Raw genomic sequence first — 13,337 nt, forward strand, 5'->3', positions numbered from 1 at the left:
ATGGCCAACCGCAAAGACTTCACCTTCGCCGACCTCGAGCACTGGCTCAACCAGAACCGCGTCACCGAGATCGAGTGCCTCGTGCCCGACCTCACCGGCGTCGCGCGCGGCAAGATCCTGCCGCGCGAGAAGTTCACCGAGGACCGCGGCATGCGCCTGCCCGAGGTCGTCGTCGCGACCACCGTCACCGGTGTCGCGCCCGCCGAAGGCCCGTTCTTCGACGTCATCAGCCCGACCGACCACGACATGCACCTGCGCCCCGACCCGGGCACGGTGCGCATCGTGCCCTGGGCGACCGACCCGACCGCGCAGGTCATCCACGACTGCTACGACCGCGCCGGGCGGCTGATCCCGTTCGCGCCGCGCTCGGTGCTCAAGCGCGTGTGCGACCTGTACGCCGACAAGGGCTGGCAGCCGGTGGTCGCCCCCGAGCTCGAGTTCTACCTGGTCGCGCGCAACACCGACCCCGATGTGCCGCTGAAGCCGCCGATCGGGCGCAGCGGGCGCAGCGAGACCTCGCGCCAGATGTACTCGATCGACGCGGTCAACGAGTTCGACCCGCTGTTCGAGGACGTCTACGACTACTGCAACAAGATGGACCTCGGCGTCGACACGTTGATCCACGAGATCGGCGCGGGGCAGATGGAGATCAACTTCTTCCACGACCACCCGCTGCAGCTCGCCGACGAGGTGTTCTTCTTCAAGCGGCTGCTGCGCGAGTCCGCGCTGCGCCACGACATGTACGCGACCTTCATGGCCAAGCCGATCGCCGGCGAGCCGGGCAGCGCGATGCACATTCACCAGAGCCTGACCGACCTGGACAGCGGGCGCAACCTGTTCAGCCACCCCGACGGCAGCGCCAGCGACCTGTTCCGCTGGTACATCGGCGGGCTGCAGCGCTACATCCCCTCGTGCATGGCGCTGTTCGCGCCCTACGTCAACAGCTACCGGCGGCTGACGCGCTACACCGCGGCGCCGATCAACATCCAGTGGGGCACCGACAACCGCACGGTGGGCATCCGCAGCCCGGTCGCGCCGCCGCAGGCGCGGCGCGTCGAGAACCGCGTGATCGGTGCCGACGCCAACCCCTACGTGGCGCTGGCCGCGACGCTGGCCTGCGGCTGGCTGGGCATCGCGCAGCGCCTCGAGCCGACCCCCGAGTGCAAGGGCGACGCCTACCTCGGCGACTACCAGCTGCCGCGCAGCCTCGGCGAGGCGCTCGAGACGCTGCGCCACGACAAGGACCTCGCCGAGGTGCTCGGCGAAGCCTTCGTCACCGTCTACACCGAGGTGAAGGAGGTCGAGCACGCGGAGTTCATGAAGGTGATCTCGCCGTGGGAGCGCGAGCACCTGCTGCTGCACGTTTGAGAACCCCCGAAGCGGCCTGCGGCCGCCTCCCCCCAGGGTCGCGGAGGAGCCCTTTCGAGGCCCGGGGGGCGCCGCCATCGGACCGGCGAAGCCGGATCCGCGGCGGCAGCTTGAAGGAGCATCCACCATGGCACCCACCCTCGCCCACCACGCCGCCCTGACCACGCGCACCACCGCCGAATGGCAGGCCGCCGACGCGGCGCACTTCCTGCACCCGTTCACCGACTTCCAGTCGCTGGCGAAGAAGGGCGCGCGCATCATCACGCGCGCCGACAACATCTACCTGTGGGACAGCGAGGGCCACAAGATCCTCGACGCGATGTCGGGGCTGTGGTGCGTCAACGTCGGCTACGGCCAGCAGGCGCTGATCGACGCGGCGACGCGCCAGCTCAAGGAGCTGCCGTTCTACAACGCCTTCTTCCAGACCGCCACGCCGCCGGCGATCGAGCTGGCCGAGTTGCTGTCGGAGGTGACGCCGCCGCAGTTCGAGCACGTGTTCTTCAGCGGCTCGGGCTCGGAGGGCAACGACACCGTGGTGCGCATGGTGCGCCGCTACTGGGACCTGCTCGGCCAGCCGCAGCGCCAGGTGATCATCAGCCGCAGGAACGCCTACCACGGCTCGACGATGGCCGGGGCGTCGCTCGGCGGCATGAGCGGGATGCACGCGCAGGGCGGGCTGCCGATTCCCGGCATCGTGCACATCGAGCAGCCGCACTGGTTCGAGCTCGGCCGCCCGCAGGGGCTATCGCGCGACGAGTTCGGCCGGCGCGCCGCCGGCTGGCTCGAGCAGAAGATCCTCGAGGTGGGCGCCGAGCGGGTGGCGGCCTTCATCGCCGAGCCGGTGCAGGGCGCCGGCGGCGTCATCGTGCCGCCCGAGACCTACTGGCCCGAGGCCCAGCGCATCTGCGACCGGTACGGCATCCTGCTCGTCTCCGACGAGGTGATCTGCGGCTTCGGGCGCACCGGCCACTGGTTCGGCTGCGAGCGCTTCGGCACCCGCCCCGACCTGATGACCTTCGCCAAGGGCGTGACCAGCGGCTACGTGCCGCTGGGCGGCGTGATGGTCGGCGACCGCATCGCCGACGTGCTGATCGGCCGCGGCGGCGAGTTCACGCACGGCTACACCTACTCGGGCCACCCGGTGGCGTGCGCGGTGGCGGTGGCCAACATCCGGCTGATGCGCGAACTCGGGCTGGTCCAGCATGTGCACGACGACGTCGGGCCGTACCTGGCACAGGTGTTCGCGACGCTCGCCGAGCACCCGCTGGTCGGCGAGGCGCAGACCTGCGGCCTGATGGGCGCGCTGCAGCTGGTCAAGGACAAGGCCAGCGGCACGCCCTTTGCGGACGAGCTCGAGGTCGGCATGGTCTGCCGCGGCCACTGCTTCGGCAACGGGCTGATCATGCGCGCCGTCGGCGACCGCATGATCATCGCGCCGCCGCTGGTGATCACGCGCGCACAGATCGACGAGCTGGCGGCGCTGGTGCGGCGTTGCCTCGATCTGACGCTGGCCGACGTCGAACGCCGGGGCTGGCGATGAGCGGCGGGCGTTGCCGTGCCGCGAGCCCGTAGACTTGCGCCTCGTCGACCGCCGTCGCCCGTCCCGGCCCCCTTCCCCCTACCCTGTCCACCGCTGGAGGTCCTCCCATGAAGCTGTCGTCTGTCCGGTCCTGGAGCGTGCACGCGCGCGGCGCGCTGGCCCTGGCCGCCGTTGCGCTCGCCTGCACCACCGCGTGGGCGCAGGAGGAGGAGAAAGTCCTCAACGTCTACAACTGGTCGGACTACATCGGGCCGGACACGATCGCCAACTTCGAGAAGGAGACCGGCATCAAGGTCCGCTACGACAACTTCGACAACAACGAGATCGTCCACGCCAAGCTGGTGGCCGGCAAGACCGGCTACGACATCGTCGTGCCGTCGTCGAACTGGGCCAAGCTGCAGATCGACGGCGGACTGCTGCAGAAGCTCGACAAGGCGAAGATCGCGAACCTGAAGAACCTCGACCCCGCGGTGCAGGCGCAGCTGGCGAGCATGGACCCCGGCAACCAGTACATGGTCAACTGGATGTGGGGCTTCACGACGGTGGGCATCAACGTCGAGCGCGTGAAGGCCGCGCTGGGCAGCACGCCGATGCCCGACAATGCCTGGGACTTGATCTTCAAGCCCGAGTACGTCAGCAAGCTGCGCAGCTGCGGGGTGTCGTTCCTCGACTCGGCCACCGAGGTGATCCCGGCGGCGCTGCACTACCTGGGCAAGTCGCCGTACAGCAAGAACCCGTCGGACTACGCCGCCGCGGGGCAGTTGCTGAAGACGGTGCGTCCGCACATCACGCTGTTCAGCTCGTCGGGCTACATCAACGACATGGCCAACGGCTCGGTGTGCGCGGCGATGGGCTGGTCGGGCGACATCAACATCGCGCGCCAGCGCGCCATCGACGGCAAGACCGGGCACAACATCCAGGCGTTGCTGCCCAGGACCGGCGGGCTGCTGTTCTTCGACGTGATGGTCATCCCCGCCGACGCGCCGCGCCCGGGCAACGCGCACAAGTTCATCGACTACATGCTGCGCCCCGAGGTGCAGGCCAGCTTGGTCAACAAGGTCTTCTACGCCAACCCGGTGCCCGCGGCCAAGCCTCTCGTGCGCAAGGACGTCGCCGAGAACCCGACGGTGTTCCTGTCGGCCGCCGAGATGGCCAAGATGATCCCGCCCGAGCCGCTGAACAACGACCTGCGCCGGTTGATGACGCGCACGTTCACGTCGTTCAAGACCGGCCTCTGAGCCGATCGTGCCGCCGAGCCCCGAGGAGGACACCGCGTCCATGACGCCGCCCGCGAAGTCCAGCGCGTTCCTGCAGATCCAGGACGTGGTCAAGGAGTTCGACGGCTTCAAGGCCGTCAACCACGTCAGCCTCGACGTCGCCAAGGGCGAGATCTTCGCGCTGCTGGGGTCGTCGGGCTGCGGCAAGAGCACGCTGCTGCGCATGCTCGCCGGCTTCGAGGTGCCGACCTCGGGGCGCATCGTGCTCGACGGCCGCGACCTCGCCGACCTGCCGCCGTACGATCGCCCGATCAACATGATGTTCCAGAGCTACGCGCTGTTCCCGCACCTGAGCGTGTGGGACAACATCGCGTTCGGCCTGAGGCGCGAGGGCATGTCCAAGCAGCGCGCGGCCGAGCGCGTGGACGCGATGCTCAAGCTGGTGCAGCTCGAGCGCTTCGCGCAGCGCAAGCCGCATCAGCTCTCGGGCGGTCAGCAGCAGCGCGTCGCGCTGGCGCGCTCGCTGGCCAAGCAGCCGCAGCTGCTGCTGCTCGACGAACCGCTCGGCGCGCTGGACAAGAAGCTGCGCGAGCAGACGCAGATCGAGCTGGTCAACATCATCGAGTCGGTCGGCGTGACCTGCGTGATGGTCACCCACGACCAGGAGGAGGCGATGACGATGGCCTCGCGCATCGCGGTGATGAGCGAGGGCCGCTTCCTGCAGGTCGGTGCGCCGGGCGAGATCTACGAGACGCCCGCCACCCGCTTCGTCGCCGACTTCATCGGCAACGTCAACCTGATGGACGGCAGCGTGACCACCGACGAGCCCGATCACGTCGTCGTCGACTGCGCCGACTGCCGGCACTACGTCGGCCACGGCATCACCGGCAACCTCGGCATGCCGGTCACGGTCGCGCTGCGGCCCGAGAAGATCCACCTGTCGCGGCGCCAGCCGGCCGAGGCGTTCAACACCGTCAGCGGCACGATCAAGGAGATGGCCTACTTCGGCAGCTTCACGGTCTATCACCTGGTACTGGCCAGCGGCGCGATGCTCAAGGTGAGCCAGGCCAACGTGCAGCGCCACCGCGACGACCAGTTCACCTGGGGCGACGAGGTGTGGGCGCACTGGTCGCGCTCGGCGCCGGTGGTGCTGACGCAATGAGGCCGACCGCCGCGCGCGACACGGCGCCGCCGCGCGCGGCGGCGCTCGGCCGGCAGCGCCTGCGCGGGCGCCAGCTGGTCATCGGCGTGCCGTACCTGTGGCTGCTGGTGTTCTTCCTGCTGCCGTTCGTCATCGTCGCGCGCATCAGCGTGTCCGAGATGGACGGTGTGGCGTTCAGCGACCTCGTCACCTTCCAGGACGGCGTGCTGCAGTTCGCGCTGCGCCTGTCGAACTACGCGTTCATCGCCGAGGACACGCTGTACCTGCGCACCTACGTCGCCAGCCTGCAGTACGCGGCGGCGACCACCGTGCTGTGCCTGGCCATCGGTTACCCGTTCGCCTACTTCATGGCGCGCGCCAAGCCCACGGTGCAGCCGGCGCTGCTGATGCTGGTGATGCTGCCGTTCTGGACCTCGTTCCTGCTGCGCGTCTACGCCTGGAAGGCGCTGCTCAGCGAAGGCGGGCTGATCGCCGACGCGCTGATCGCGCTGGGCATCGACCAGCTGCTGGTGCAGCTCGGGCTGATCACCGCGCCGGGGCGGCTGATGCACACCCCGTTCTCGCTGGTGCTGGGCATGACCTACACCTACCTGCCGTTCATGATCCTGCCGCTGTACGGCACGCTGGCGAAGATGGACCTGCGCCTGCTCGAGGCCGCGGCGGACCTCGGCGCCACGCCGTGGACCGCGTTCTGGCGGGTCACGGTGCCGCTGTCCAAGGCCGGCATCATCGCCGGCTCGATGCTGGTGTTCATTCCCTGCGTCGGCGAGTTCGTGATCCCCGAGCTGCTCGGCGGGCCGGAGACGCTGATGATCGGCCGCGTGCTGTGGGACGAGTTCTTCAGCAACAACGACTGGCCGATGGCCTCGAGCGTCGCGGTGGTGATCATCCTGCTGGTCATCGTGCCGCTGGCGCTGTTCAACAAGTACCAGGCCGAGGCCACGGAGCGGCGCCCGTGAGGCTGGCCACGTCGGACCCCTTCAACCGCTGGTTCGGCCGCGGCTGGCTGTCGCTGGGCTACCTGTTCCTGTACCTGCCGATCGTCGCGCTGGTCGTCTACTCGTTCAACGACTCGCCGGTGCCCAACGTCTGGCGCGGCTTCACGCTGAAGTGGTACGCGGCGTTGCTGGCAGACGACGAGATGCTCACCGGCCTGCGCCTGAGTCTGCAGATCGCCTTCCTCACGGCCTGCGGGTCGGTCGTGCTCGGCACGCTCGCGGCGTTCGCGCTGGTCAAGTACAAGCGCTTCACGGGGCGCACCGCGTTCTCCGGCATGGTCAGCGCGCCGCTGGTGATGCCCGAGGTCGTGCTCGGGCTGTCGCTGCTGCTGATGCTGGTGTCGGTGCAGCGTGCGCTGGGCTTCCCCGAGCGCGGCATGACCACCATCTGGATGGGCCACCTGCTGCTGGGCATGGCCTACGCGGCGGTGGTCGTGCAGTCGCGCCTGCAGGACCTGAACCCCCAGCTCGAGGAGGCCGCGATGGACCTCGGCGCGCGCCCGGCGCAGGTGTTCTGGTTGGTCACGCTGCCGATGATCTCGCAGTCGCTGCTGTCGGCCTGGCTGCTGACCTTCACGATCTCGCTCGACGACGTCGTGATCTCGGCGTTCCTGTCGGGCCCCGGGTCGACGACGATGCCGCTGGTGATCTTCTCGCGCGCCCGGCTGGGACTCAACCCCAGCGTGAACGCGATGGCCACGGTGATCGTCGTCGTCGTGGCGATCGGCGTGATCGTCGCCAGTTACCTGATCGCGCGCGCCGAGCGGCGGCGCGCCCTCGAGATCTCGGCCGCCCACCGCGCCTGATGCCGCCCACCGGACAGAAATCGTTTGTTTGCACGAGGAGAGAGTCGATGATGCACGTGACCCGCCCCACCCTGCTCGCGCTGGCGCTGATGGCCGCCTACCCGGCCTTGGCGCAGAGCAATGCCGAACTGATGCGCGAGCTGCAGGCGCTGCGCGAGCGCGTCGGCGAGCTCGAGAAGAAGCTGCAGCAGGCGACGCCACCCGCCGGCCAGTGGGGCATGACGCCCGAGCAGGCGGCCGAGTTCAACCGCATCGCGATCAAGACCGAGTCGATGCAGGACAACTTCGAGGACCAGGGCTACAAGGGCCTGACGGTCAGCGGCTACGCCGACGTCGCCTGGATCTGGAACCGCAACCAGAAACGCGCCGGCTTCCAGTTCCTCAACCAGCAGGAGGACGGCTACTACTACGACACCTCGTACATCGGCAGCGCGTCGCTGACGCTGAACAAGGAGATGGAGGGCGGCACGATCTGGAAGCTCACGCTGACGCCCAACCGCGGCGTCGGCGCGGTGCTCGACTACAAGAGCATCGTCGAGGAGGCCAGCGTGTCGGTGCCCCTGACCGACCTGCAGACGCGCCTCGTTGCCGGTCAGGTGCCCGACTGGTCGGGCTACGAGTACATGCAGCCGACGCTGAACCCGTTCATCACGCACAACCTGCTGTTCGATTTCACGCTGCCGACCGCCTACACCGGCGTCGGGCTGGACCTGACCCGCGGCAAGTGGTGGCTGCGTGCGATGCTGGCCAACGTCAACGAGACCATCGTGCAGGCCAACTCGCGCGCCCCGGCGCTGGTCTACCGCGTCGACTACGAACGCGGGGAGTTCTCCGGCTGGGGCTTCGCCGGACTGCACGGCAAGACCGCGAACTACAACTGCGTCGACGACGACTGCGGCAAGACGATGACGCACCTGTTCGAGGTCGACGGCTGGTACACGCGAGGCGACCTGACGCTGGGCGGCCAGGTCGGCGCGGGCATGCAGAAGCGCGGCGCGATCACCCCGGCGTTCGACGACGAGGGCAACGCGGTGTGGCGCGACGCGCGGTGGTGGGGCGTGTCGGGTCTGGCGGGCTGGAACTTCACGCCGCGGCTGCAGGGCCTGGTGCGCGCCGACTACATCCGCAACGCGAAGAACGGCGGCGGGCTGCTCGCCTACAACGGTTACTCATACTTCGACGACGAGGCCGGCGAGTTCGTGTTCGGCAACGACGATCGCAACGGCATCGGCCCCGACCTGGACGGCGACCTCGACCGCGGCGCCAACCGCTACGCGCTGACCGTGGGGCTGAAGTACATCGTCAACCTGAACACCACGTTCAAGGCCGAGTACCGCTTCGACGGCGCCGACCGCGCGGTGTTCTACGACGTCGGCAGCGACAGCTTCAAGAAGAACAACCACCTGCTCGGCGCGTCGGTGGTCGTGGCGTTCTGACCCTGGCGGCGCGCGGCGGGCCGCCGCGCGCCGCCTCGACACCCGTCAGGCAGGAGCAACCGATGAGCACCGCAGCGACCGACTGGCACGCCCGCGCCGCCGGGCTTCGCCCCGACGGGCGCGCCTTCGTCGATGGGCGTCGCCGCGACGCCGCGGACGCGCGCACCTTCGACAAGCACTCCCCGATCGACGGCCGGCGGTTGGGGCCGGTGGCCCGCGGGGACTCCACCGACGTGGACACCGCGGTGCGCGCCGCGCGCGCCGCGTTCGACGACGCGCGCTGGTGCGGTCGCCCGCCGGCGGCGCGCAAGAAGGTGCTGCAGCGCTTCGCCGACCTGATCCTGGCCGCGAAGGACGAGCTCGCGCTGCTCGAGACGCTGGACATGGGCAAGCCGATCCAGTACGCGCTCGCGGTCGACGTGCCGGCCACCGCGCGCTGCATCACCTGGTACGCCGAGGCGGTCGACAAGGTCTACGACGAGGTCGCGCCGACCGGGCGCCAGGCGCTGGCGCTGATCACGCGCGAGCCGATGGGGGTGATCGGCGCGATCGTGCCGTGGAACTACCCGATGATCATGGCCGCGTGGAAGCTCGGCCCCGCGCTGGCCGCCGGTAACTCGGTGGTGCTCAAGCCCAGCGAGAAGAGCCCGTTCACCGCGCTGCGCCTGGCCGAGCTCGCGCTCGAGGCCGGGCTGCCGCCGGGGGTCTTCAACGTCGTGCCCGGCTTCGGCCACGAGGCCGGTGAGGCGCTGGCGCTGCACATGGACGTCGACGCGATCGGTTTCACCGGCAGCACGCGCACCGGCCGGCGCATGCTCGAGTACGCGAGCCGCAGCAACCTCAAGCGCGTGTACAACGAGCTCGGCGGCAAGAGCGCCTTTGTCGTGTTCGACGACTTCGCCGACCTCGAGCGCGCCGCGAAGACGGTCGCCGGCAGCATGTTCTTCAATCAGGGCGAGAGCTGCAATGCGCCGTCGCGCGTGCTGGTGCACGAGGCCGTCGCCGACCGCTTCGTCGAGATCGTCGCCGCGCAGGCACCGCGCCACCGCCCGGCCGACCCGCTCGACCCCGCCACCGTGATGGGCGCGCTCGTCGACGCGGCGCAGCTGGCCACCGTGATGGGCTACATCGACGCCGGCGTCGGCGAAGGCGCGCGCTGCGTTGTCGGTGGCCGCCGGGTGCGCGCCGAGACCGGCGGCTTCTACGTCGAGCCGACCGTCTTCGACGGTGTGGCCAACACGATGAAGATCGCGCGCGAGGAGATCTTCGGCCCGGTGATGAGCGTGCTGCGTTTCTCGACCGAGGCCGAGGCGGTGGCGATCGCCAACGACAGCCCCTACGGGCTGCAGGCCAGCGTGTGGAGCGACAACGTCAACCGCGCGCACCGCGTCGCCCGTGCGCTGCGCGCCGGCACGGTGCACGTCAACCAGTACGACGACGACGACATCACCGTGCCGTTCGGCGGCTACAAGCAAAGCGGCAACGGCCGCGACAAGAGCCTGCACGCGTTCGACAAGTACACCGAGCTGAAGACGACGTGGCTGCGCATCGAGGCTTGAACCACCCCCGAAGCGCCTGCGGCGCTTCCCTCTGCCGGGGGTGCCGCCAGCGCACTGGCGAAGCCGGGTGCGCGGCGGCCGCTTGACGGGCTCGCTGCGCCGCGACGCGACGCGCGACGACCCACCACGAAGGAGATCACGATGAACCACTCGCGCAACGAACAGCTGATGGCGCGCAAGGCCGCGGCGACGCCGCGCGGCGTCGGCGTGATGGGCGCGTTCTTCGCCGAGCGCGCGCAGGGCGCCGAGCTGTGGGACGTCGAAGGCCGGCGCTACATCGACTTCGCGGGCGGCATCGCGGTGATGAACGTCGGCCACGGCCACCCGAAGGTGCTGGCCGCGATCCAGGCGCAGCTCGAGCGTTTCAGCCACACGTGCTACCAGGTCGTGCCCTACGAGGGCTACGTGTCGCTCGCCGAGAAGCTCAACCGGCTGACGCCCGGCACGCACGCGAAGAAGACCGCGTTCTTCTCGACCGGCGCAGAGGCCGTCGAGAACGCGGTCAAGATCGCCCGCGCCCACACCCGGCGCAGCGGCGTCATCGCCTTCGGCGGCGCGTTCCACGGCCGCAGCCTGTTCGCGGTGTCACTCACCGGCAAGGTGCAGCCGTACAAGGCGGGTTTCGGCCCGTTCCCGCCCGAGATCTATCACGCGCCGTTTCCTTGCCACGGTGCGAGCCTCGAGGACACCCGCAAGGCCGTGCACCACCTGTTCAAGGCCGACATCGAACCTGGCCGCGTCGCGGCGATCGTGTTCGAGCCGGTGCAGGGCGAAGGCGGCTTCAACGTGATCCGGCCCGAGGCGGTGGCGTGGCTGCGCGAGCTGTGCGACGAACACGGCATCGTGCTGATCGCCGACGAGGTGCAGACCGGCTTCGGGCGCACCGGCAGGATGTTCGCGATGGAGCACTACGGCGTGGCGCCCGACCTGATGACGATCGCCAAGTCGCTGGCCGCCGGCTTGCCGCTGTCGGCGGTCACCGGCCGCGCCGAGATCATGGACGCACCCGCCGCCGGCGGGCTGGGGGGCACCTACGCCGGCAACCCGCTCGCCGTGGCGGCGGCGCACGCGGTGATCGACGTGATGGCCGACGAACGCCTGCCCGAGCGCGGCGCCAGGCTGGGCGAACGGCTGCGCGCCGAGCTCGACGCGGCGCGCGCCGAGGTGCCGCAGATCGCCGACGTGCGCGGGCTCGGCGGCATGGTCGCGGTCGAGCTCCGGCGGCCCGACGGTGCGCCCGACGCCGAGTTCACGAGGTGCGTCCAGGCACAAGCGCTGCAGCGCGGGCTGATCCTGCTGACCTGCGGCGTCGACGCCAACGTGGTTCGCTTCCTGTTCCCGCTGACCGTGCCCGAGGCGGTGTTCGACGAGGCGCTGGCGATCCTGCGCGACGCGCTGCGCGCGGCCTGAGCGCGGCGCGAGCGTCACGGCGTGCTCGCCGTGGCCGCGACCGTGTCGCCGAGCACGCGTGCCCGGCCGCCGCGCTTGGCGGCGAGCACCGCCAGGTCGGCCGCGCGCAATAGGTGCAGCGGCAGCCGCTGCGCGGCGTCGCTGCTGTCGGCGACGCCGGCCGAGAAGGTCAACCCCTGCAGCGCCGCGCCGTCGAACTCGAAGCGCATCGCACGCCACTGGCGCAGCAGCGCCGCGACCTTGCGCCGCGCCGCCGTCGCGCTGGTGCGCGGCAGGAGCAGGCAGAACTCCTCGCCGCCGTAGCGGCAGGCGACGTCGCTGCGCCGCAACTGTGCCGCGAGCAGGCGACCGAACGCGGCCAGCAGCTCGTCGCCGGCGAGGTGACCGTGCTCGTCGTTGACGCGCTTGAAGTGATCGAGGTCGATGACGACGGCGGCCAGCGGCTGCCCGTCGCGGCGCGCCAGCGCGAACATCGCCGGCAGCACCTCGTTGAGGTGGCGCCGGTTGTACAGCCCGGTCAGCACGTCGCGCACGGCCTGCTGCTCGAGCTCGCTCTGCAACGCCTGCACCTGCGCGACGCGCTGCGCGAGCTGCGCGTTCAGCGCGGCCAGCGCGTGCTGCGCGCGCTCGCTGGCGCGCCGCCGCGCCTCGGCTTCGTCGCGCTCGCGCTGTACCCGCAACAGCTCGGTGTGCAGCGCGGCGGCCTGCTGGCGCGCCCGCGAAGCCATCTGCGCACGCGCGAGCTGGGCCTGCTGCCAGGCGCGCAGCCAGCGCAGCGCACGCGCACTGTGGCCGAGCGACTCGGCGAGGTCGGCGAGCAGGTGCAGCGCGTTGCAGCGCTCGCGCGCGCCCACGCCGTCGGTGGTCAGCGGCAGCTGGCGCTCCATCAGCGTCAGCGCCTCGGCGGTGCGGCCGCGGGCGCGCAGGGCCTCGGCCTGCGCCACCGCGCGTTCGACGCGCACGTCCGGCAGCCCCGGATCGGGGTCGGCGCGCTCGGCGCGCTCGACCAGCTCGATGCCGAGCGCGGTGCGGCCGGCGCGCAACGCCGCGATGGCCATCGTCTCGAATCCGGCGTCGCAGTCGTGGCCCTCGGCGTCGAGGCGCACGGCGCTCAGGCGCTCGACGTCGGGCAACGAGTCGTGCGCGCGCCCGAGGTCGGTCAGCGCGGCGATGCGGTTGACGCGCAGCACGCTGTCGAGTTTCGGGTTGCGCAGCGTCGCGCAGCGTCGCAGCCCCTCATCGACGTGGCGCAGCGCCTCGTCGACGTCGCCGAGCAGCAGCAACTCGTGCGCGATGTTGCAGTGCAGGACCGCGTCGAAACCCAGGCCGCGCCCGCCGCGCCCCTCGCGCAGCCCCTGGTACATGTAACCGAAGGCCAGGGCCGGTTGTCCGAGCGCCGAGTAGCAGCCCGCCAGCGCGTTGAGCACCAGCGCACGCTCCGCCGGCGGCAGGCACTGCAGCGCCTCGTCGCGCAGCGGCAGCACGCGTGCGAGCGCGTCGTCGAAGCGTCCCTGCATCCACAGGCAGCGCCCGTGCCCGACGGTGGCCAGGATCTGCCCACGGCGGTCGCGCGACGCGACGAAGGCCTGCCGGGCGAGTGCGAACTCGGACACCGCGTCGGCCGGCGTCGCGTAGCGCATGCGGTGGTAGGCACGCGCGAGCCTCGCCCAGGCCTTCGCCGCGGCGCACGCGTCGGCGCGGGCCAGCACGCGTTCGGCACCGGCCAGCGACCCTGCCGAGTCGGTGAACTGGATGCGCCAGGCGCGTTGCGCCTGCCGCCATCCGGGTGACGGGTCGGCGCTGGCAGGGGCGGCGGGTTTCATCGGGGCATTCTCGGCAGC

10 protein-coding genes are annotated in these 13,337 nt (G+C 70.5%); 9 read left to right on the forward strand and 1 reads right to left on the reverse strand.

All coding sequences use genetic code 11. The features are described 5' to 3' along the window. The 9 genes from PKC53_RS11015 to gabT all read left to right on the forward strand — a co-directional run bounded on the left by PKC53_RS11015 (position 1) and on the right by gabT (position 11,496). Positions 1 to 1,368, forward strand: coding sequence for a glutamine synthetase family protein (locus tag PKC53_RS11015; RefSeq protein ID WP_324428527.1), 1,368 nt, complete (start codon positions 1 to 3; stop codon positions 1,366 to 1,368). A 127-nt stretch (positions 1,369 to 1,495) separates the two neighbouring features. Beyond that, the gene (locus PKC53_RS11020; protein ID WP_324428528.1) at positions 1,496 to 2,908 is read left to right on the forward strand and encodes an aspartate aminotransferase family protein; all 1,413 of its coding nucleotides are present in this window, start codon (positions 1,496 to 1,498) and stop codon (positions 2,906 to 2,908) included. A 107-nt stretch (positions 2,909 to 3,015) separates the two neighbouring features. After that, positions 3,016 to 4,146 (forward strand): polyamine ABC transporter substrate-binding protein, encoded by a 1,131-nt coding sequence (locus PKC53_RS11025; RefSeq protein ID WP_324428529.1) that lies wholly within the window; start codon positions 3,016 to 3,018, stop codon positions 4,144 to 4,146. Between the two features lie 40 nt (positions 4,147 to 4,186). Continuing rightward, entirely contained in the window at positions 4,187 to 5,287 is a 1,101-nt protein-coding gene (potA, locus tag PKC53_RS11030; protein WP_324428530.1) for a polyamine ABC transporter ATP-binding protein, read from the forward strand. Beyond that, the gene (locus PKC53_RS11035; protein WP_324428531.1) at positions 5,284 to 6,246 is read left to right on the forward strand and encodes an ABC transporter permease subunit; all 963 of its coding nucleotides are present in this window, start codon (positions 5,284 to 5,286) and stop codon (positions 6,244 to 6,246) included. Before potA ends, PKC53_RS11035 begins: the two co-directional genes overlap by 4 nt. Continuing rightward, positions 6,243 to 7,091, forward strand: coding sequence for an ABC transporter permease subunit (locus PKC53_RS11040; protein ID WP_324428532.1), 849 nt, complete (start codon positions 6,243 to 6,245; stop codon positions 7,089 to 7,091). Before PKC53_RS11035 ends, PKC53_RS11040 begins: the two co-directional genes overlap by 4 nt. A gap of 47 nt (positions 7,092 to 7,138) precedes the next feature. After that, the gene (locus tag PKC53_RS11045) at positions 7,139 to 8,527 is read left to right on the forward strand and encodes a DUF3138 family protein (protein WP_324428533.1); all 1,389 of its coding nucleotides are present in this window, start codon (positions 7,139 to 7,141) and stop codon (positions 8,525 to 8,527) included. A gap of 62 nt (positions 8,528 to 8,589) precedes the next feature. Next, entirely contained in the window at positions 8,590 to 10,086 is a 1,497-nt protein-coding gene (locus tag PKC53_RS11050; RefSeq protein ID WP_324428534.1) for an aldehyde dehydrogenase, read from the forward strand. A gap of 141 nt (positions 10,087 to 10,227) precedes the next feature. Then, a complete protein-coding gene (gabT, locus tag PKC53_RS11055; RefSeq protein ID WP_324428535.1) occupies positions 10,228 to 11,496 on the forward strand; it encodes a 4-aminobutyrate--2-oxoglutarate transaminase in 1,269 nt (422 codons plus the stop codon). A gap of 14 nt (positions 11,497 to 11,510) precedes the next feature. Here gabT and PKC53_RS11060 read toward each other — a convergent pair whose 3' ends face one another. Continuing rightward, a complete protein-coding gene (locus PKC53_RS11060) occupies positions 11,511 to 13,319 on the reverse strand; it encodes a GGDEF domain-containing protein (protein ID WP_324428536.1) in 1,809 nt (602 codons plus the stop codon). Positions 13,320 to 13,337: the final 18 nt, after the last annotated feature.

Source organism: Azohydromonas sp., assembly GCF_035325925.1.
Taxonomy (GTDB): domain Bacteria; phylum Pseudomonadota; class Gammaproteobacteria; order Burkholderiales; family Burkholderiaceae_C; genus Calidifontimicrobium.